The sequence below is a fragment of the Paracoccus marcusii genome, from assembly GCF_028621715.1.
Classification (GTDB): Bacteria; Pseudomonadota; Alphaproteobacteria; order Rhodobacterales; family Rhodobacteraceae; genus Paracoccus; species Paracoccus marcusii.
The window spans coordinates 1,606,581-1,625,864 of record NZ_CP117466.1 but is presented as its reverse complement, the minus strand read 5'-3'; the positions used below and the strand labels follow the sequence as shown (position 1 = coordinate 1,625,864).

At 65.4% G+C, this 19,284-nt stretch carries 30 protein-coding genes; 8 read left to right on the top strand and 22 right to left on the bottom strand.

The window, feature by feature from the left end:
* The 21 genes from rpmD to tuf form a co-directional block, all read right to left on the bottom strand.
* Positions 1-186 (bottom strand): 50S ribosomal protein L30, encoded by a 186-nt coding sequence (gene rpmD / locus PRL19_RS08070; RefSeq protein ID WP_273742586.1) that lies wholly within the window; start codon positions 184-186, stop codon positions 1-3.
* Between the two features lie 12 nt (positions 187-198).
* Positions 199-768 (bottom strand): 30S ribosomal protein S5, encoded by a 570-nt coding sequence (rpsE, locus tag PRL19_RS08065; RefSeq protein ID WP_042247897.1) that lies wholly within the window; start codon positions 766-768, stop codon positions 199-201.
* Between the two features lie 113 nt (positions 769-881).
* A complete protein-coding gene (gene rplR / locus PRL19_RS08060; protein WP_045982153.1) occupies positions 882-1,241 on the bottom strand; it encodes a 50S ribosomal protein L18 in 360 nt (119 codons plus the stop codon).
* Positions 1,242-1,253: 12 nt separating this feature from the next.
* On the bottom strand, positions 1,254-1,787 hold the full coding sequence (gene rplF, locus PRL19_RS08055; RefSeq protein ID WP_045982154.1) for a 50S ribosomal protein L6: 534 nt from the start codon (positions 1,785-1,787) through the stop codon (positions 1,254-1,256).
* A 10-nt stretch (positions 1,788-1,797) separates the two neighbouring features.
* Positions 1,798-2,190, bottom strand: coding sequence for a 30S ribosomal protein S8 (gene rpsH / locus PRL19_RS08050; RefSeq protein ID WP_045982167.1), 393 nt, complete (start codon positions 2,188-2,190; stop codon positions 1,798-1,800).
* Between the two features lie 16 nt (positions 2,191-2,206).
* Positions 2,207-2,512 carry a 30S ribosomal protein S14 gene (gene rpsN, locus PRL19_RS08045; RefSeq protein ID WP_042247889.1) on the bottom strand — a complete coding sequence of 102 codons (306 nt, stop codon included), beginning with the start codon at positions 2,510-2,512 and terminating at the stop codon, positions 2,207-2,209.
* 19 nt (positions 2,513-2,531) lie between these two features.
* Positions 2,532-3,092 (bottom strand): 50S ribosomal protein L5, encoded by a 561-nt coding sequence (gene rplE / locus PRL19_RS08040; RefSeq protein ID WP_273742585.1) that lies wholly within the window; start codon positions 3,090-3,092, stop codon positions 2,532-2,534.
* A complete protein-coding gene (rplX, locus tag PRL19_RS08035) occupies positions 3,092-3,397 on the bottom strand; it encodes a 50S ribosomal protein L24 (RefSeq protein WP_045982156.1) in 306 nt (101 codons plus the stop codon). Before rplX ends, rplE begins: the two co-directional genes overlap by 1 nt.
* Complete coding sequence (gene rplN / locus PRL19_RS08030; protein ID WP_022708219.1) at positions 3,397-3,765, bottom strand: 50S ribosomal protein L14; 369 nt, start codon at positions 3,763-3,765, stop codon at positions 3,397-3,399. Before rplN ends, rplX begins: the two co-directional genes overlap by 1 nt.
* A gap of 77 nt (positions 3,766-3,842) precedes the next feature.
* Positions 3,843-4,088, bottom strand: a complete 246-nt coding sequence (gene rpsQ, locus PRL19_RS08025; protein WP_045982157.1) for a 30S ribosomal protein S17 — start codon at positions 4,086-4,088, stop codon at positions 3,843-3,845.
* Positions 4,089-4,100: 12 nt separating this feature from the next.
* Positions 4,101-4,307 carry a 50S ribosomal protein L29 gene (gene rpmC / locus PRL19_RS08020; protein WP_045982158.1) on the bottom strand — a complete coding sequence of 69 codons (207 nt, stop codon included), beginning with the start codon at positions 4,305-4,307 and terminating at the stop codon, positions 4,101-4,103.
* A 192-nt stretch (positions 4,308-4,499) separates the two neighbouring features.
* Positions 4,500-4,913 (bottom strand): 50S ribosomal protein L16, encoded by a 414-nt coding sequence (gene rplP, locus PRL19_RS08015; RefSeq protein WP_045982159.1) that lies wholly within the window; start codon positions 4,911-4,913, stop codon positions 4,500-4,502.
* Positions 4,914-4,926: 13 nt separating this feature from the next.
* A complete protein-coding gene (rpsC, locus tag PRL19_RS08010) occupies positions 4,927-5,637 on the bottom strand; it encodes a 30S ribosomal protein S3 (protein ID WP_045982160.1) in 711 nt (236 codons plus the stop codon).
* Complete coding sequence (gene rplV / locus PRL19_RS08005) at positions 5,637-6,017, bottom strand: 50S ribosomal protein L22 (RefSeq protein WP_042247864.1); 381 nt, start codon at positions 6,015-6,017, stop codon at positions 5,637-5,639. Before rplV ends, rpsC begins: the two co-directional genes overlap by 1 nt.
* A 5-nt stretch (positions 6,018-6,022) precedes the next feature.
* Entirely contained in the window at positions 6,023-6,301 is a 279-nt protein-coding gene (gene rpsS / locus PRL19_RS08000) for a 30S ribosomal protein S19 (protein WP_045982161.1), read from the bottom strand.
* 3 nt (positions 6,302-6,304) lie between these two features.
* Positions 6,305-7,144 (bottom strand): 50S ribosomal protein L2, encoded by an 840-nt coding sequence (gene rplB / locus PRL19_RS07995; RefSeq protein WP_045982162.1) that lies wholly within the window; start codon positions 7,142-7,144, stop codon positions 6,305-6,307.
* Positions 7,145-7,237: 93 nt separating this feature from the next.
* A complete protein-coding gene (locus PRL19_RS07990) occupies positions 7,238-7,534 on the bottom strand; it encodes a 50S ribosomal protein L23 (protein WP_046000098.1) in 297 nt (98 codons plus the stop codon).
* On the bottom strand, positions 7,531-8,151 hold the full coding sequence (rplD, locus tag PRL19_RS07985) for a 50S ribosomal protein L4 (protein WP_045982164.1): 621 nt from the start codon (positions 8,149-8,151) through the stop codon (positions 7,531-7,533). Before rplD ends, PRL19_RS07990 begins: the two co-directional genes overlap by 4 nt.
* Positions 8,151-9,041, bottom strand: coding sequence for a 50S ribosomal protein L3 (gene rplC, locus PRL19_RS07980; protein ID WP_045982165.1), 891 nt, complete (start codon positions 9,039-9,041; stop codon positions 8,151-8,153). Before rplC ends, rplD begins: the two co-directional genes overlap by 1 nt.
* Before the next feature lie 11 nt (positions 9,042-9,052).
* Complete coding sequence (rpsJ, locus tag PRL19_RS07975; RefSeq protein ID WP_042247848.1) at positions 9,053-9,361, bottom strand: 30S ribosomal protein S10; 309 nt, start codon at positions 9,359-9,361, stop codon at positions 9,053-9,055.
* 261 nt (positions 9,362-9,622) lie between these two features.
* Positions 9,623-10,798, bottom strand: a complete 1,176-nt coding sequence (tuf, locus tag PRL19_RS07970; RefSeq protein ID WP_045983513.1) for an elongation factor Tu — start codon at positions 10,796-10,798, stop codon at positions 9,623-9,625.
* 231 nt (positions 10,799-11,029) lie between these two features.
* Here tuf and PRL19_RS07965 point away from each other — a divergent pair, with 231 nt between their 5' ends.
* Positions 11,030-11,848, top strand: a complete 819-nt coding sequence (locus PRL19_RS07965) for a DUF533 domain-containing protein (protein WP_273742584.1) — start codon at positions 11,030-11,032, stop codon at positions 11,846-11,848.
* A 138-nt stretch (positions 11,849-11,986) separates the two neighbouring features.
* Positions 11,987-12,895: an SDR family oxidoreductase gene (locus PRL19_RS07960; RefSeq protein WP_217844790.1), complete on the top strand. Its 909-nt coding sequence runs from the start codon at positions 11,987-11,989 to the stop codon at positions 12,893-12,895.
* 70 nt (positions 12,896-12,965) lie between these two features.
* Here PRL19_RS07960 and parC read toward each other — a convergent pair whose 3' ends face one another.
* Positions 12,966-15,209: a DNA topoisomerase IV subunit A gene (gene parC, locus PRL19_RS07955; RefSeq protein ID WP_273742583.1), complete on the bottom strand. Its 2,244-nt coding sequence runs from the start codon at positions 15,207-15,209 to the stop codon at positions 12,966-12,968.
* Between the two features lie 125 nt (positions 15,210-15,334).
* Here parC and PRL19_RS07950 point away from each other — a divergent pair, with 125 nt between their 5' ends.
* The 6 genes from PRL19_RS07950 to PRL19_RS07925 all read left to right on the top strand — a co-directional run bounded on the left by PRL19_RS07950 (position 15,335) and on the right by PRL19_RS07925 (position 19,261).
* Positions 15,335-15,850, top strand: coding sequence for an SH3 domain-containing protein (locus PRL19_RS07950; protein ID WP_273742582.1), 516 nt, complete (start codon positions 15,335-15,337; stop codon positions 15,848-15,850).
* Positions 15,847-16,665: an SDR family NAD(P)-dependent oxidoreductase gene (locus tag PRL19_RS07945; protein WP_273742581.1), complete on the top strand. Its 819-nt coding sequence runs from the start codon at positions 15,847-15,849 to the stop codon at positions 16,663-16,665. Before PRL19_RS07950 ends, PRL19_RS07945 begins: the two co-directional genes overlap by 4 nt.
* 27 nt (positions 16,666-16,692) lie before the next feature.
* A complete protein-coding gene (locus PRL19_RS07940; protein WP_045982762.1) occupies positions 16,693-16,893 on the top strand; it encodes a twin transmembrane helix small protein in 201 nt (66 codons plus the stop codon).
* On the top strand, positions 16,893-17,465 hold the full coding sequence (locus PRL19_RS07935; RefSeq protein WP_046000094.1) for a cob(I)yrinic acid a,c-diamide adenosyltransferase: 573 nt from the start codon (positions 16,893-16,895) through the stop codon (positions 17,463-17,465). The genes PRL19_RS07940 and PRL19_RS07935 overlap by 1 nt, the downstream gene beginning before the upstream one ends.
* A gap of 111 nt (positions 17,466-17,576) precedes the next feature.
* A complete protein-coding gene (locus PRL19_RS07930) occupies positions 17,577-18,335 on the top strand; it encodes an electron transfer flavoprotein subunit beta/FixA family protein (RefSeq protein WP_273742580.1) in 759 nt (252 codons plus the stop codon).
* Positions 18,335-19,261, top strand: coding sequence for an electron transfer flavoprotein subunit alpha/FixB family protein (locus tag PRL19_RS07925; protein WP_273742579.1), 927 nt, complete (start codon positions 18,335-18,337; stop codon positions 19,259-19,261). The genes PRL19_RS07930 and PRL19_RS07925 overlap by 1 nt, the downstream gene beginning before the upstream one ends.
* The last annotated feature ends 23 nt before the right edge of the window (positions 19,262-19,284 follow it).

Genomic DNA, 19,284 nt, shown 5'->3' with positions numbered 1-19,284 from the left:
TCAGGCCTTTTCTTCGATGATCGCCACCAGGTGCGGGATCTTGTTGACCATGCCGCGCACGGAGGGGGTATCCTCCAGTTCGCGGGTGCGGTTCATTTTGTTCAGGTCAAGGCCCTTCAGGGTAGCCAGCTGGTCCTTGGGGCGGCGGATCGGCGATCCGATCTGCTTGACGACGATGGTTGCCATGCGTCTCGCTCCTTACGCTTCGACAGCGGCGTCAGCCGGCTTGTCGTTCGAGGGCAGGATGTCGGCCACTTTCTTGCCGCGACGGGTCGCGACGCTGCGGGGGCTCGACTCTTTCTTCAGACCGTCCAGGGTGGCACGGATCATGTTGTAGGGGTTCTGCGACCCCTGCGACTTGGCCACGACGTCCTGCACGCCCAGCATCTCGAACACGGCGCGCATCGGGCCGCCTGCGATGATGCCGGTACCGGCGACGGCCGTGCGCATGATGACCTTGCCGGCGCCATGACGACCTTCGATGTCGTGGTGCAGGGTACGGCCGTCACGCAGAGGGACGCGGATCAGGCCGCGCTTGGCCTGCTCGGTCGCCTTGCGGATCGCCTCGGGGACCTCTTTGGCCTTGCCCTTGCCGAAACCGACGCGGCCGCGTTGGTCACCGACGACGACGAGTGCCGCAAAGCCAAAGCGCTTGCCGCCCTTGACCGTCTTGGACACGCGGTTGATGGCAACCAGGCGGTCCTGGAATTCCGGGTTCTCTTCGCGGTCGTTGCGACCGCCCCGGCGGTTGTTGTCACGTTCTGCCATGAGGCATTCCTTGTACGCGGGCGCGCGCGGCGCCGGTTGTATCGATCCCGGTGAACGGATGCTCCCGGATCATCGGGACGGCGCCGCCACTGGGGCGTGCGCCGTCCGCAGGATCAGAACTTCAGACCACCTTCACGGGCGGCGTCGGCCAAAGCCTTGACCTTGCCGTGGAAGATGAAGCCGCCGCGGTCGAACACGACTTCTTCCACGCCAGCGGCTTTCGCACGCTCGGCGATGGTCGAACCGATCTTAGCCGCAGCCTCGACGTTGTTCTTGCCGATCAGGCCCAGGTCCTTCTCCAGCGTGCTAGCCGAAGCCAGGGTCACGCCCTTCAGGTCGTCGATCACCTGCACGAAGATGTTCTTCGAGGACCGGTGGATCGACATCCGCGGACGGCCGTTCGACATCGCCCGCAGCTTGTTCCGAACGCGCAGGCGGCGCTTCTGGAACAGCTCTTGCTTTTTCAGTGCCATTTCATGCGCCCCTTACTTCTTCTTGCCTTCCTTGCGGAACACGAACTCGCCCTTGTAGCGAATACCCTTGCCCTTGTAGGGCTCGGGCTTGCGCCACTCGCGGATGTTCGCTGCGACCTGGCCAACAAGCTGCTGGTCAATGCCTTCCACAACGATTTCGGTCTGCTTCGGAGACGACACCGTGACGCCTTCCGGCACCTCGAAGATCACGTCATGCGAGTAGCCCAGAGCCAACTTCAGGTCCTTGCCCTGCATGTTGGCGCGGTAACCCACACCCTGGATCTCCAGCTCCTTCTTGAACCCGGTGGACACGCCCACGGTCAGGTTCTCGATCATCGAGCGGGTCATCCCCCACTGCTGGCGCGCACGCTTGGACGTTCCGCGCGGCTTGACCGCGACGGAGCCGTCTTCCAGCACCAGATCCACATCATCGGTCGCCGTGAAATGACGGGTGCCCTTCGGCCCCTTCACTTCGATGGTCTGACCCTTGATCTCGGCCGTCACGCCCTTGGGCAGTTCGACCGGCTTCTTACCAATACGAGACATTCTGCCCTCCTTAGAACACGGTGCAGAGGACTTCGCCGCCAACATTGGCATTGCGAGCCGCTGCATCCGACATGACGCCCTTGGGAGTCGAGACGATCGAGACGCCCAGACCCTGACGGACCTGCGGGATTTCCTTGGACCCGGCATAGACCCGGCGACCTGGCTTCGACACGCGCGACAGTTCCCGGATGACCGGGGTTCCGTCGTGGTACTTCAGCCCGATTTCCAGCTCCTTGTGGCCCTCGGTGGTGGTCACTTCCTCGTAGCCGCGGATGTAACCTTCGTTCTTCAGCACGTCCAGAACCCAGGCACGCAGCTTGGAGGCGGGGGTGCGGACGGTCGATTTGCCGCGCATCTGCGCATTGCGGATGCGGGTCAGCATATCGCCGAGAGGATCGTTCATCATGGTATGTGCCCCCTTACCAGCTGGACTTGACCAGGCCGGGGATCTGACCGTGCGAGCCGAGCTCGCGCAGCATGATCCGCGACAGTTTCAGTTTGCGGTAATACGCATGCGGACGACCGGTCAGTTGGCACCGGTTGTGCAGGCGCGTCGCCGACGAGTTGCGCGGCAGTTCGGCCAGCTTCAGCGTGGCCTTGAACCGCTCTTCCATCGGGCGGGACTGGTCCTTGATGACCTCGTTCAGTTCAGCACGCTTTGCAGCGTATTGCTTGACCAGACGTGCGCGCTTGTTCTCGCGCTCGATCATGGATTTCTTTGCCATATCTTCTTTCCCTCCGCGATCAGCTGGTGAACGGCATGTTGAAATGCTTCAACAGCGACTTCGCTTCCGCGTCGGTCGTCGCGGTGGTGCAGATGATGATGTCCATCCCCAGAACTTCGTCGACCTTGTCGAAGTTGATTTCCGGGAAAACGATGTGCTCTTTCAGGCCCATCGCATAGTTGCCGCGACCGTCGAACGACGTCGGCTTCACGCCGCGGAAGTCGCGGACGCGGGGCAGCGCGATGTTGATCAGGCGGTCCAGGAATTCGTACATGCGGTCGCCGCGCAGGGTCACCTTGCAGCCAAGCGGCATCTCCTCACGCACGCGGAAGCCGGCGATCGACTTCTTGGCATAGGTGATGATGGCCTTCTGACCGGCGATCAGCGACAGCTCGTCGGCCGCCTGCTTGACCTTCTTGGTGTCCTTGACGGCTTCGCCGACACCCATGTTCAGGACGATCTTGTCCAGACGCGGGATCTGCATGTCGTTCTTGTAGCTGAACTCTTCCTTCAGCGCGGCCCTGATGGTGTCGGTGAACACCGCGCGCAGGCGGGGCGTGTACTTGGCGTCGTCCAGCATCAGATCACGTCTCCCGTGGTCTTGGCAAAGCGGACCTTGCCGCCGTCTTCCATGCGGAAGCCGACGCGGGTTGCCTTGCCGTTCTTGTCCATCAGCGACAGGTTCGACAGGTCGATCGGCATGGCCTTCGACACGCGGCCGCCCTGGCTGTTCTGGGACTGCTTGGTGTGGCGGATGGCGACGTTCACGCCGTCCACGATGGCCTTGTTGTCCTTGGGCATGACAGCGGTGATCTCACCCTGCTTGCCCTTGTCCTTGCCGGCCAGCACGACGACCTTGTCGCCCTTCTTCAGCTTGGCAGCCATCACAGCACCTCCGGTGCAAGCGAGATGATCTTCATGAAGTTCTTCGCACGCAGCTCGCGCACGACCGGCCCGAAGATACGGGTGCCGACCGGTTCGCCCTGGTTGTTCAGGATGACGGCGGCATTGCGGTCGAAGCGGATCGAGGTTCCGTCTTCGCGATTCACTTCCTTGGCGGTGCGAACGACGACGGCCTTGCGGACGTCACCTTTCTTCACCCGGCCCCGGGGGATGGCTTCCTTCACGGACACGACAATGATGTCGCCCACCGACGCATAGCGACGGTGCGAACCACCCAGGACCTTGATGCACTGAACCCGGCGAGCGCCCGAGTTATCAGCAACATCCAGATTGGTCTGCATCTGGATCATTTGGTTTCTCCCGACCTTTGGGGACCGCCGACTGCGGCCCCAGGGTTTCGATCATTTCTGATCTGTAATGATGGACTTCAGGCGTTGACCGCTTCGTCCGTCAGGACAGTCCAGCGTTTCGTCTTCGAGATCGGGGCGCATTCGACGATGCGAACGGTGTCCCCGATCTTGAACTGGTTCTGCGCGTCATGCGCGCGGTATTTCTTCGACGAGCGCACAATCTTGTGCAGCACGGGATGCTTGAAGCGGCGCTCGACCAGGACGGTGATCGTCTGTTCGTTCTTGTCGCTGGTGACGCGGCCTTGCAGGATACGTTTGGGCATGGGCCGGGCTCCTTAGTTCGAGGCCGCGGCTTCGGCCGCTTTCTGGTTCAGAATCGTCTTCACGCGGGCCACGTCGCGACGGACGGTGCGCATGCGTGCGGTGCTTTCCAGCTGGCCGGTCGCCTGCTGAAAGCGCAGGTTGAAGGCCTCTTTTTTCAGCGCAACCAGCTGATCCTTCAGCTGGTCGGGCGTCTTCGACTTCAGTTCGGTGGCGTCCATGACGCGTCTTCCTTTCAACATCACCGGAGAGCCCCTGTCGCCAGGGCCACCCTGATTCCGGTGGAGTTTCGTGATGAAGGCCTGCGCATACAGGCTGAACGCCCGTTTGGCAAGCCCGTTTGCGGGAAAAGGCAGGGGCCCCGCCGATCGCTCGGCGGGGCCCCCTTTCGCGCTGGCCCGGCGGGCCGACGCTTACCAGTCTTCGCGTGCGACGATGCGGGTCAGGACCGGCAGCTTCATCGCGCCGAGGCGCAGGGCCTCGCGGGCGATGGTGTCGTTCACGCCGTCGATCTCGAACATGATCCGGCCGGGATGCACCCGGGCCGCCCAGAAGTCGACGGAACCCTTGCCCTTACCCATCCGGACCTCGGTGGGCTTGGACGACACCGGAACGTCCGGGAAAATCCGGATCCAGACCCGGCCCTGACGCTTCATGTGACGGGTGATCGCGCGGCGGGCCGCCTCGATCTGGCGCGCGGTGACGCGCTCCGGTTCGGTTGCCTTCAGGGCGAACGAGCCAAAGTTCAGGTCGAAACCGCCCTTTGCCTCGCCGTGGATACGGCCCTTGTGCTGTTTGCGGAACTTGGTCCGTTTCGGTTGCAGCATTGTTTTCTACTCCTTACCGGGCGTCGCGGCGCGGACCACGGGGGGCCGGACCTTCCTGGGCCTCGGCAGCGCGGCGATCATGGGCCTGGGGATCATGTTCCATGATCTCGCCCTTGAAGATCCACACCTTCACGCCGATGATCCCGTACGGGGTCGTGGCTTCGCAGAGTGCATAGTCGATGTCGGCCCGCAGGGTATGCAGGGGCACGCGGCCCTCGCGATACCACTCGGTCCGCGCGATCTCGGCACCGCCCAGACGGCCGGCGACGTTCACGCGGATGCCCAGGGCACCCATGCGCATCGCGTTCTGGACCGAACGCTTCATCGCGCGGCGGAACGACACGCGACGCTCCAGCTGCTGAGCGATCGACTCGGCGACCAGTTGCGCATCGACGTCGGGCTTGCGCACTTCGACGATGTTCAGGTGCAGTTCGCTGTCGGTGAAGTTCGCCAGCTTCTTGCGCAGGGTCTCGATGTCCGCACCCTTCTTGCCGATGATGACACCGGGACGCGCTGCGTGAATGGTCACGCGGCACTTCTTGTGGGGGCGCTCGATGATGACGCGGCTGATGCCGGCCTGCTTGGCCTCGGTGCGGATGAAGTCCCGGATCTTCAGGTCTTCAAGCAGCAGATTGCCATAGTCCTTGTCGTCGGCGTACCAGCGGCTGTCCCAGGTGCGGTTGACCTGGAGGCGCATGCCGATCGGATTGACCTTCTGACCCATTATGCTTGCTCCTCGACTTGGCGCACCTTGATGGTGATTTCCGAAAACGGCTTCATGATCTTGCCGAAGCGGCCACGTGCCCGCGGACGGCCACGCTTCATCACCAGGTTCTTGCCGACCCAGGCCTCGGCGACGACCAGGTTGTCGACGTCCAGACCGTGGTTGTTCTCGGCGTTCGCGATGGCGGACTGAAGGCACTTCTTCACGTCGCCGGCGATGCGCTTGTGCGAGAAGGTTAGGTCGGCCAGAGCCTTGTCGACCTTCTTGCCGCGGATCAGCTGAGCCACCAGGTTCAGCTTCTGCGGCGAGGTGCGAAGCATCTTCGTCTTGGCGAAGGCCTCGTTCTCCGCCACGCGGCGCGGATTGTTTTCCTTACCCATGACGATTACTTCCTCTTGGCTTTCTTGTCCGCGGCGTGCCCGTAATAGGTGCGCGTGGGCGAATATTCACCGAATTTCTGACCGATCATCTCTTCGCTGACGTTCACGGGGATGTGCTTGTGCCCGTTGTAGACGGCAAAGGTCAGGCCGACGAATTGCGGCAGGATGGTCGAGCGACGCGACCAGATCTTGATGACGTCGGATTTTCCCGACTCACGGGCCTTCTCGGCTTTCTTGAGCACATAGGCGTCAACAAAGGGGCCTTTCCAAACAGAACGTGCCATAGGTCAGCGCCCCTTCTTCTTCGCGTGACGCGAACGCAAGATGTACTTGTCGGTCGCCTTGTTGCTGCGGGTCTTCTTGCCCTTGGTGTCCTTACCCCAGGGCGTGACCGGCGTGCGGCCACCCGAGGTGCGGCCCTCACCACCACCATGCGGGTGGTCGATCGGGTTCATGGCGACACCGCGGACGCTCGGGCGGATGCCCTTGTGGCGGTTGCGGCCGGCCTTGCCGAGGTTCTGGTTCGAATGGTCGGCATTCGACACGGCGCCGATGGTCGCCATGCACTCCTGACGGACCAGGCGCAGCTCGCCCGAGGACAGGCGGATCTGGGCATAGCCGCCGTCACGGCCCACGAACTGGGCATAGGTGCCAGCCGAACGCGCGATCTGGCCGCCCTTGCCGGGCTTCAGCTCTACGTTGTGGACGATCGTGCCGATGGGCATGCCGCTGAAGGGCATGGCGTTGCCCGGCTTCACGTCGACTTTGGAACCCGCGACGACCTTGTCGCCGATGGCCAGACGCTGCGGTGCCAGGATATAGGTCTGCTCGCCGTCTTCGTACTTGATCAGCGCGATGAAGGCGGTGCGGTTGGGATCGTACTCGATCCGCTCGACCGTGCCGGCCATGTCGAACTTGGTGCGCTTGAAATCGACGATGCGATACAGGCGTTTCGCGCCGCCGCCTTGGCGCCGCATGGTGATCCGTCCGGTGTTGTTCCGGCCGCCTTTCTTGGTCAGACCCTCGGTGAGGCTCTTGACCGGGCGACCTTTCCAAAGCTCCGAACGGTCGATCAGAACCAGCCCACGCTGGCCAGGCGTCGTCGGTTTGTACGACTTCAATGCCATCTTTCTGTCTTCCGTTGCTTTGGACCAGGGTGGTCCGTTTCAGTCAATTGCGGCGGCCCCGGAATGCCGGGGCCGCCAGATCGCGTCCGGTTATCAGAGACCGGTCGAAACGTCGATGGTGCTGCCGGCTTCCAGCGTCACATAGGCCTTTTTGACGTCGCTGCGACGACCCAGCTGGCCGCGGAAGCGCTTCTGCTTGCCCTTGGTGATGGTAGTGTTGACCGCCTTCACCTTGACGCCGAACAGGGCCTCGACGGCCTGCTTGATCTGCGGCTTGTTCGAGTCCTTGGCGACCTGAAACACGACGCCGTTGTTCTCGGACGTCATGGTGGCCTTCTCGGTGATGATCGGCTTGACGATCACGTCGTAATGTTCTGCTTTCGCGCTCATTTCAGACGAGCCTCCAGAGCTTCGACACCGGCGCGCGTGATGACCAGGGTATCACGCTTGAGGATGTCATACACGTTGGCACCCATCGACGGCAGGATGTCCACGCCTTCGATGTTGCGGGCGGCACGGGCGAAGTTCTCGTTCACTTCGGCACCGTCGATCACAAGCACGCGCTTCCAGCCGTTCTCACGGACGGCCTTGGCGACGGCTGCGGTCTTGGCATCAGCGAGGTTCAGATCCTCGATGATGACCAGTTCACCCGCGGTGGCCTTCGCCGACAGCGCGTGACGCAGACCCAGGGCACGGACCTTCTTGGGCAGATCGAAAGCGTGCGACCGCGGGGTCGGACCCTTGTAGACGCCGCCATGACGGAAGGTCGGCGCCTTGCGGGAGCCGTGGCGTGCGCCGCCGGTGCCCTTCTGGCGATAGATCTTCTTGGTCGAGTAGCTGACGTCCGACTTGCCCAGCACCGAGTGGGTGCCGGCCTGTGCCTTGGCGCGCTGCCAACGCACGACGCGCTGCAGGATGTCGCCGCGCGGCTCCAGCCCGAAGATGTCGTCGGCCAGATCGATCGACCCGGCTGCGCCGGAATCCAGCTTGATCACATCAAGTTTCATCACTTGTCTCCTTCCGGCGCGTCGTCATTGGAGGCCGGCTCTTCCGCGTTGGGATCGGCAGCGTCCTTGTCCGACTTGATCGAGGCTTCGGCCTCGGCCAGGGCGGCGGCTTCCTGCTCGGCGGCCAGACGGGCGGCCTCCTCGCGGGCGGCTTCTTCCTCGGCGGCGGCGGCGGCGGCGGCTTCTTCAGCCAGACGCGCGGCTTCGCGGGCGGCGGACCGCAGGGCGGCCGGATAGATCAGGTTCTCGGGCGTCGCCTTCTTGACGGCGTCCTTGACGGTGACCCAGCCACCCTTCGAGCCCGGAACCGAGCCCTTGACCATGATCAGGCCGCGCTCGGAATCCGTGCGGACGACCTGCAGGTTCTGCGTGGTGACGCGGACGGCACCCAGGTGACCTGCCATCTTCTTGCCCTTGAACACCTTGCCGGGGTCCTGGCACTGGCCGGTCGAACCGTGCGAACGGTGGCTGACGGACACGCCGTGCGACGCGCGCAGACCGCCGAAGTTGTGGCGCTTCATGGCGCCAGCAAAGCCCTTACCGATCGAGATGCCGGCGATGTCCACATACTGACCCGAGAAGTAGTGGTCAGCCGTGATCTCCTCACCGACGTTGATCAGGTTCTCTTCCGCCACGCGGAATTCCACGATCTTGCGCTTGGGCGCGACCGAGGCCTTGGCAAAGTGACCGCGCATCGCTGCGGTCGTGCGCTTTGCTTTCGCTTCGCCGGCGCCCAGCTGGACGGCGGTATAGCCATCGGTCGCGGCGGTGCGCTGTGCGATGACCTGCAGGCCGTCCAGTTGCAGGACGGTGACGGGAACCTGACGGCCGTCCTCGAGGAACAGACGGGTCATGCCCAGTTTCTTGGCGATGATACCAGTACGCAACATGATCTGCCTCCTCAGACTTTGATCTCGACGTCCACGCCGGCGGCGAGGTCGAGCTTCATGAGGGCGTCAACGGTCTGCGGGGTCGGATCGACGATGTCCAGCAGACGCTTGTGCGTGCGGATTTCCCACTGATCGCGCGACTTCTTGTCGATGTGCGGACCGCGCAGGACGGTGAATTTCTCGATCTTGTTCGGCAGCGGGATCGGGCCGCGGACGGTCGCGCCGGTGCGCTTGGCCGTGTTGACGATTTCCTGGGTGCTGGCGTCCAGCACGCGGTAATCAAAGGCCTTCAGCCGGATCCGGATATTCTGGCTTTGCATAAAGACATCCCTCTTGCGGGGAGTTCCAGTCGAGAGGCTGACGGCGCACCACGCGGCGCCAGCATCGGACCGTACGAAAAAAACGCAGGCCGCCCACGATGAGGCGGCCACGCGCAAAACCGACGATTCTTCGCGAACCGGCAGCGTTGCGGTCCTATGCCGCAAATCGGCCTGCCCGTCAAGCGCCGCGGGCCGCATGAAAAAGGCCACCCCGAAGGGTGGCCTTTCCCGCAGCATTCCTTGGCCCGTTCGGGCCCTGGATCACTTGATGATCTTGGAGACGACGCCTGCGCCGACGGTGCGGCCGCCTTCGCGGATGGCGAAGCGCAGCTTCTCTTCCATCGCGATCGGGGCGATCAGCTCGACCTCGAACTTCAGGTTGTCGCCGGGCATCACCATCTCGGTGCCCTCGGGCAGCTTGACGGTGCCCGTGACGTCCGTGGTCCGGAAGTAGAACTGCGGGCGGTAGTTCGCGAAGAACGGCGTGTGGCGGCCGCCCTCTTCCTTGGTCAGGATGTAGGCCTCGGCCTCGAACTGGGTGTGCGGGGTGACCGACTTCGGCTTGACCAGGACCTGGCCGCGCTCGACGCCGTCACGGTCGATGCCGCGCAGCAGGACGCCCACGTTGTCGCCGGCCTCGCCGCGGTCCAGCAGCTTGCGGAACATCTCGACGCCCGTGCAGGTGGTCTTCTTGGTGTCGCGGATGCCCACGATCTCCAGTTCGTCGCCCACGTTGACCGCGCCGCGCTCGATGCGGCCGGTGACCACGGTGCCGCGGCCCGAGATCGAGAACACGTCCTCGATCGGCAGCAGGAACGGCTGGTCGATCGCACGCTCGGGGGTCGGGATGTACTCGTCGACGGCGGCGATCAGCGCGCGGATCGAATCCTCGCCGATGGCGTTGTCGCGGCCTTCCATGGCTGCCAGCGCCGAACCCTTGATGATCGGGATGTCGTCGCCCGGATAGTCGTAGGAGGACAGCAGCTCGCGGACTTCCATCTCGACCAGTTCCAGCAGTTCCTCGTCATCCACCTGGTCGACCTTGTTCAGGTAGACGACCATGTAGGGGATGCCTACCTGGCGACCCAGCAGGATGTGCTCGCGCGTCTGGGGCATCGGGCCGTCGGCGGCGTTCACGACCAGGATCGCGCCGTCCATCTGGGCGGCACCGGTGATCATGTTCTTGACGTAGTCGGCGTGGCCCGGGCAGTCGACATGCGCATAGTGGCGCGTCTCGGATTCGTATTCCACGTGCGCGGTCGAGATCGTGATCCCGCGGGCCTTCTCTTCGGGCGCGCCGTCGATCTGGTCATAGGCGCGGAATTCGCCGAAGTACTTCGTGATGGCCGCCGTCAGCGTCGTCTTGCCGTGGTCAACGTGGCCGATCGTGCCGATGTTGACGTGCGGTTTGTTCCGTTCAAACTTTGCCTTTGCCATGTGGGCCTCCTGGATCCGCGGGGCATGGCTGAAAGGGCCCCGGATTGACGTGCGCCGCGATGTATAAGGCGCGCGCGGGGAAATCAAGGGCGGGCTTGCGTGCCGTGGCTAATCATGTCGGGGTCGGGGCGCCTGCCCGCCCCTTTGCAGGAACCGCGGGGCGACCCATATCGTTTGGCAGCGCAAGGCGCCGGGCCATCAGGTCCGCGCCCATCCACAAGGGGGATTCGCATGAGCCTGATGAGAAGCCTGTCCAAGGTCGCCGCCGGCGTGATGCTGGCCAAGGGGATCGGCACGATGATGAACAACCAGCATGGCGGGCGTCCCGGCCAGCGCAAGGCCAGCGGCGGCCTGCTGGACAACCTGCTGGGCAACAACACCGGCGGTACGTCGGGCGGCAGCCTGAACCAGATGCTGGGCCGTGCCCTTGGCGGCGGCACCGGGACGGGCAGCGGTTCGCTTGGCGGCCTGCTGGACAAGCTGGGCGGCCAGCGCGGCGGCAGCAGCATGGGTAGCGGCAGCCTGGGCGGAATGCTAGGCGGCCTTCTGGGCGGCGCGGCCGCGGGCGGTGCGGCGGGCCACCTGGCCACGAAGGGATCGCAGGAAAAGAACAATGCCACCTTTGGTGCGCTGTTCGACGATGCGCTGGCCCATGACGGCGAACCGCAGGTCGCGCCCACGCCGGAACAGAATGCCATCGCCGGGCTGATGCTGCGCGCGATGATCCAGGCGGCCAAGTCCGACGGCCATGTCGACGACACCGAACGCCAGCGCCTGCTGGGTCATCTGGGCGACGATCTGGACGATGACGAACGCCAGTTCATCCGCGACCAGATGGCCGCGCCCGTCGACGCGGCGGGCCTTGCCCGCGAGGTCCCCGAAGGGATGGAGCGTCAGGTCTATCTGATGTCGCTGCTGGCGATCGACTTCGACAGCGAGGCCGAGGCCCGCTATCTGAATGACCTGGCAACCGCGATGAAGCTGGACCGCGCCACCGTCAACGCCGTCCATGCCGAGGCGGGCGTGATGCCGCTTTACAACGGCGCCTGAGACCGTACCGACCATCGCCGCCGTCCCATCGGGGCGGCGGCTTTTTCATGCGCGGTTGATCTTTCTTGCCCCGGACGGACCGGAACATTCGCCGTGCTGTGCGGTTGGCCTGCGAACCGCAAACGCATGAGGCCACAGATGTCCGACACCCCCGCCCGTCCCCCGTTCCGCAGTGGCGCCATCGCCGAGCCGCGCCTTCCCGTCCCCGATTTCCCGGCGCAGGAACAGCCCTTTCCCGGCCTGGCCCAGAAGATGGACCCCCTGCCCGACCATGGCGAGACCAGCTATCGCGGCGCAGGTCGCCTATCGGGCAAGCGCGCCCTGATCACCGGCGGCGACAGCGGCATCGGCGCCGCGGCAGCGATCGCCTTTGCCCGCGAGGGTGCGGACGTCGCCATCTGCTATCTGCCCGACGAACAGGCCGATGCCGACGCGGTCATCTCGCTGATCGAGGCGGAGGGCCGCGTGGCCGTCGCCGTTCCGGGCGACCTGCGCGACGAGGGTTTCTGCAAGGAGATGGTCGAGAGCGCCGTGTCCCAGCTGGGCGGGCTGGACATCCTGGTCAACAATGCCGGTCGCCAGCAGTTCTGCGAAAAGCTGGAGGACCTGACGACCGAGGATTTCGACGCCACGATGAAGACCAACATCTATGCGCCCTTCTGGGTGACGCGGGCCGCGCTGCCCCACATGGATGCGGGCGCATCGATCATCATCACCTCTTCGGTGCAGGCGTTCTCGGGGTCGGCGCATCTGTTCGACTATGCGCAGTCCAAGGCCGCGAACGTGGCATTCGCGCAGTCGCTGGCGAAACAGCTGGCCCCGCGCGGCATCCGCGTGAATGCGGTCTGCCCCGGCCCCTACTGGACCGCGCTGCAGATCAGCGGCGGCCAGCCGACCGACAAGGCAAAGGAACATGGCGCAAGCCAACCCTTGGGTCGCCCCGGGCAGCCGGTCGAGATCGCGCCGATCTATGTGCTGCTGGCCTCGGACGAGGCCAGCTACATCACCGGCGAATATTTCGGGTCCGTCGGCGGCGGCGGGCTCTGAGCGACCCTTCCGGGCGGCTCAACCGCCCCGGACCCTCTCGGCGCCCCTTGACGTCGCGAGGGGTGCCGCCTCAGGCAAAGCGGTTGTCGCGCGGGAAACCGCGCGGCGCCATTCGGCCGGCACTGCCCCGCTTGCCCAGCCATTCGGTCAGGTCCGGTTCGGTCCGGGTCTTGCCGCCGGTCATGGGCCAGGACAGGCCCTGCGCCAGCGTCAGGCAGATCGCATCGACCAGCTCATCCGCCTTGACCAGCCCACCGCCCTTGCCAAAACGCTGCAGCCGCACGCCCTTGCCGCGTGCCATCTCGGGCAGTTCGGCCAAGGGAAAGACCAGCATCTTTCGGTTTTCGCCGATGACGGCGACGTGGTCGCCCGATACCGGACGACACAGCAGCGCGTCGCCATTCAGGACCTGCTTCCCGGTCTTGGTCTGAGCCAGGATGTCCCCCGCGCCCACGATGAACCCGTCGCCTGCCCGTGATGCGACCAGATACTTCGCCCCCTCGCGCCACGGGAACATGGCGATGACCTGCGCCTCGTTGGGCAGATCGACCATCAGGCGCAAGGGTTCTCCCATCCCGCGCCCGCCGGGCAGCGTGTTGACCGGAAGGGTGTAGAACCGCCCGTTCGACGCGAATATCATCAGCTTGTCAGTCGTCTCGGCATGCAGCGCCTGACCGGGGCCGTCGCCGTCCTTGAACTTCAGTTCGGCGTCCAGCGGCTGGTGGCCCTTCAGGGTGCGGATCCAGCCCATCTTCGACAGGACCACGGTCACCGGCTCACGCTCGATCATGGCCTCCAGGTCGATCACGGGCATCTCGGTGGCCTCGCTGATTGTGGTGCGGCGCTGACCCTCGGGGCGCGACTTGCCGAACAGGTTGCGCACCTCCTTCAGCTGGTCCGCGATGCGCGCCCATTGCGCGGCCTCGCTGTCCAGCATCGCCTGAAGCCCCTCGCGTTCGGTCAACAGGGCGTCGCGTTCGGCGCGCAGCTCGATCTCCTCTAGCTTGCGCAGGGCGCGCAGGCGCATGTTCAGGATCGCCTCGACCTGCACGTCGTTCAGGCCGAACTCTGCCATCATCACGGCCTTGGGCTCGTCTTCGGTCCGAATGATCTCGATCACGCGGTCCAGGTTCAGATAGGCGACCAGATAGCCTTCCAGCACCTCCAGGCGCGACGCGATCTTGTCCAGACGATAGGCCGCGCGGCGCACAAGAACGTCGCGGCGGTGGTCCAGGAACGCGCGCAGAACCTCCTTGAGCGAGCAGACCTTGGGCACGCGGCCGTCGATCAGCACGTTCATGTTCAGGTTGAACCGGATCTCCAGGTCGCTGGCGCGGAACAGCGCGCCCATCAGCTGTTCGGGGTCGACGGTGCGGGCACGCGGTTCGATGACGATGCGCACGTCCTCGGCGGATTCGTCGCGCACATCGGCAAAGATCGGAATCTTGCGCGTCTGGATCAGTTCGGCCAGCCGTTCGATCAGCTTGGATTTCTGCACCTGATAGGGAATCTCGGTGACGACGATCTGCCACAGCCCGCGGCCCAGATCCTCCTGCGTCCAGCGCGCGCGCAGGCGGAACGCGCCGCGCCCGGTGCGATAGGTCTCGGCGATGCTGCCCGCCGATTCGACCAGCACGCCGCCGGTCGGGAAATCGGGCCCTTTGATCAGGGTCGCCAGCGTGTCGTCGCGCGCGTCGGGCGTCTTGATCAGATGCAGGCAGGCGTCCACGACCTCGTGCAGGTTGTGGGGGGGGATGTTGGTTGCCATGCCAACCGCGATCCCCGACGCACCGTTGGCCAGCAGGTTCGGAAAGGCCGAGGGCAGCACGACCGGCTCGCTCAGCGTGCCGTCATAGTTGGGGCGGAAATCGACCGAATCCTCGGCCAGGCCATCCATCAGCGCCTCTGACGTCGCGGCCAGGCGGGCCTCGGTGTATCGCGCGGCGGCAGGGTTGTCACCGTCGATGTTGCCAAAGTTCCCCTGCCCGTCCACCAGCGGATAGCGCATGGCGAAATCCTGGGCCAGGCGGGCCATCGCGTCATAGATCGCGGCGTCGCCATGCGGGTGATAGTTGCCCATCACGTCGCCGGTGATCTTGGCCGACTTTCGGAACGCCCCGTTGGGCGCCAGGCGCAGTTCGCGCATCGCATAGAGGATGCGGCGGTGCACCGGCTTCAGCCCGTCGCGGGCATCGGGCAGCGCGCGGTGCATGATCGTGGACAGCGCATAGGTCAGGTACCGCTCGCCGATCGCACGGCTGAGGGGTTCGGAAGAGGTGCCCTGTTCGGGCTGGGGGATCAGATCGTCGGCCATGCGCCTTGGATAGGCCCCATGGCCCGCCCGGTCCAGATCGAAAAGCTGGCCGGGAACGCTGCCGTCCGCGTGGCGTTGGACGATCAAATCGGTTAATCCGATGGCCGCAACGGGGGACGGGCGCGATGATCAGGCTGGGACTGCTGATGCTGGTGACGCTGCTGGGCGTGTTCATGACGCTGGACCGGTTCGGCCAGGGCGACCTGCGGACCGAACGCAGGCCGGAACCGGCAACGCGGGCCAGCGCCGCGACCGATGCAGGCGCGCCGTCGCTGACCGCCCCGGCGGCTGGCACCCTGCCCGCGACGCCGTCGGTCGACATAGTCCCCGCCGCCAGCCAGACCCCGGAACGCACGCAGCGCTTTCCCGGTCCGCCGTTGGAGCCGTCGCCCGAATATGCGGGGGCCACACCGGAGGCCGCGCAGGTGGTGCCGGTGGATGGGCCGGTGCTGTATGTCACGGCCGACCGGGTGAACATGCGCGCAGGCGCGGGCACCGACAATCCGGTCGTGGCCAGCCTGACCGGCGGATCGGCGGTGCAGGCCTTGGGACCGACGGGCGGCGATTGGGTGCAGGTGCAGACGGCCGAAGGTCAGCAGGGATTCGTCTCGGCCCAGTTCCTGACGTCCGACGCACCATGAGGCGCGTGCTGATCACCGGCTGTTCGTCGGGCATCGGCCTGGACGCCGCGCGCCACCTGCAGGCGCAGGGCTGGCAGGTCGTGGCCACCTGCCGCACCCCGACGGACATCGCCGCCCGGCAGGCCGAAGGGATGGAGTGCCTGCCCCTGGACCTTGCGTCCGAGGACAGCGTCGCCGCCTGCGCCGAGGCCGCGCTGGCCGGCGGTCCGATCGACGCGCTGATCAACAACGCGGCGTTCGCCCTGCCCGGCGCGGTCGAGGACATGCCCCGCGGCGCCCTGCGCGCCATCTTCGAGGTCAATTTGCTTGGCACGCATGACCTGACCACCCGGTTGATCCCGCATTTCCGCGACCGCGGTGCGGGGCGGATCGTCACCATCAGTTCGGTCCTGGGGCTGGTCGGCATCCCGTGGCGCGGCCCCTATGTGGCCACGAAATTCGCGCTGGAGGGGCTGACCGACGTGCTGCGCCTCGAGATGCACGGCACCGGCATCCACGTCACCCTGATCGAGCCGGGGCCCATCACCAGCCGCATTCGCGAAAACGCCATCCCGCATTTCGAGCGGTGGGTGAACTGGCAGGCCAGCCCGCGCGCCGACCAGTACCGCGCCAGCCTGCTCAAGCGTCTCTATGAGCCCTCGGGCAAGGACCGGTTCGAGCTGCCGCCGCGCGCGGTCAGCGACCGCATCCTGACCGCGCTGACGGCGGCGAATCCCGCCCCGCGCTACTATGTCACGGCGCCGACGCGCATTTCCGGGGTCGCGCGGCGGGTTCTGCCGACCCGCGCTCTGGACTGGTTTGCGCGGCGCAACTAGGTTGGCGGCCGAAAGGCGGTGTCCCCCATGCCCGATCAATCCCTGTTCCTTGTCACGATCCTGTCCGTCGGGGTCGTCATCGCGATCCTGCTGACGGGGATCGGCGGCTTTGCCAAAGGCGGCGATTTCAACCGCAAGCATGGCAACCGCATGATGCGCTGGCGGCTGTATGCCCAGGCCGCCGCGCTGGTCATCCTGATGCTGTTTTTGTGGCTGAGGTCGATTTGATGGTCGTTCTGAACAAGATCTATACCCGCACCGGCGACAAGGGCGACACCGCCCTGTCCGACGGCAGCCGCGTGGCCAAGCACGACCCCCGTGTCGAAGCGTACGGCACCGTCGACGAACTGAACGCGACCCTGGGCCTGTGCCGCCAGCATGCGACGGGCGATCTGGCCGAACGCATCGCCGTGATCCAGAACGACCTGTTCGACCTGGGCGCCGACCTGTCGCGCCCGAACATGGCCGCGGACGATCAGGCGGGCTATCCGGTCCTGCGCATCATCGACGCCCAGATCGACCGCCTCGAGGCCGAGATCGACGCGATGAACGCCAACATCGCGCCGCTGCGCAGCTTCATCCTGCCCGGTGGCAGCGCGCTGGCTGCGCATCTGCACCTGTCGCGGACGGTGGCGCGCCGGGCGGAACGCCGCGCCACCGAACTGCTGGCGGGGGGCGACGTGAACGCCAGTGCGATCCGCTATCTGAACCGGCTGTCGGACTGGTTGTTCGTCGCGGGCCGCGTGGCCAACAACGACGGCGCGGACGATATCCTGTGGGTGCCGGGCGCCAGCCGCTGACGGGGGCGTCGCCGCAAACGCTGCGTCCTGTGACGCTTTTGCCCTGTCCTTGCCGGATTTCCCTGTCTAACAATCCTGCGACAGATGACGCAAACAAAGGGAGAGAGGCCGATGAAAGTCCTCGTGCCAGTCAAGCGCGTGATCGACTATAACGTGAAGGCCCGCGTGAAGGCGGACGGATCGGGTGTCGATCTGGCCAACGTGAAGATGTCGATGAACCCCTTCGACGAGATCGCCGTCGAAGAAGCCATCCGCCTGAAGGAAAAGGGCGCGGCCACCGAGATCGTGGCCGTCAGCATCGGCGTCAAGCAGGCTGCCGAAACCCTGCGCACTGCGCTGGCCATGGGGGCGGACCGCGCCATCCTGGTCGTCGCCGCCGATGACGTGCATCAGGACATCGAACCGCTGGCCGTCGCCAAGATCCTCAAGGCGATCGTCGATGCCGAAAAGCCGCAGCTGGTCATCGCCGGCAAGCAGGCGATCGACAACGACATGAACGCGACCGGCCAGATGCTGTCGGCCCTGCTGGGCTGGAGCCAGGCGACCTTTGCCAGCAAGCTGGAGATCGCGGGCGACGCGGCCCATGTCACCCGCGAGGTCGACGGCGGCCTGCAAACCATCGAGGTCAAGCTGCCCGCCATCGTGACCGCCGACCTGCGCCTGAACGAGCCGCGCTATGCGTCGCTGCCCAACATCATGAAGGCCAAGAAGAAGCCGCTGGAGGAGAAGACCGCCGCCGATTACGGCGTCGACGTCACCCCACGCCTGACCGTGGTCAAGACCCGCGAACCCGAGGGCCGCAAGGCCGGGATCAAGGTCGGATCGGTCGACGAACTTGTGTCGAAACTCAAAGAAGCGGGGATCGTGTGATGGCTGTTCTTCTTCTGGCCGAAGTCACCGGCGGCGAACTGAACCGCGATGCGACCGCCAAGGCCGTCCATGCCGTCACCGCCCTGGGCGACGTGACCGTGCTGTGCGCCGGCGCACAGGCGCGTGCGGCGGCCGATCAGGCCGCGACCATCGCCGGCGTCTCCAAGGTGCTGGTCGCCGAGGATCCGCGTTACGGCCACCGCTTGGCCGAACCGACCGCCGCGCTGATCGTGGCGCTGGCGGGCGACTACAGCCACATCGCGGCCCCCGCCACCACGGATGCCAAGAACGTCATGCCGCGTGTCGCGGCCCTGCTGGACGTGATGGTGATGTCCGACGTCTCCGCCGTGATCGACGCCGACACGTTCGAGCGTCCGGTCTATGCCGGCAACGCCATCCAGACGATCACCTCGGCCGACAGCAAGAAGGTCATGACCATCCGCGTGGCCAGCTTTGATGCGGCCGGCGAAGGTCCCGCGGCGCCCGTGTCCGACGCCGCGCTGGCGGACGATCCGGCCCTGTCGAAATGGCTGAACGACGAAGTCGCCCAGAACGACCGCCCCGAACTGACCTCGGCCGGACGTGTCGTGTCGGGCGGGCGCGCCCTGGGCTCCAAGGAGCAGTTCGTGATGATCGAACAGCTGGCCGACAAGCTGGGCGCCGCCGTCGGCGCATCGCGCGCGGCGGTCGATTCGGGCTATGCCCCGAACGACTGGCAGGTGGGCCAGACCGGCAAGGTCGTGGCGCCCGCGCTCTACGTCGCGGTCGGCATTTCCGGTGCGATCCAGCACCTGGCCGGCATGAAGGACAGCAAGGTCATCGTGGCCATCAACAAGGACGAGGAAGCGCCGATCTTCCAAGTCGCCGATTACGGCCTGGTGGGCGATCTGTTCACCATCGTCCCGGAACTGACCGAAAAGCTGTAATCCCGCACAAGGATTGCCACGGG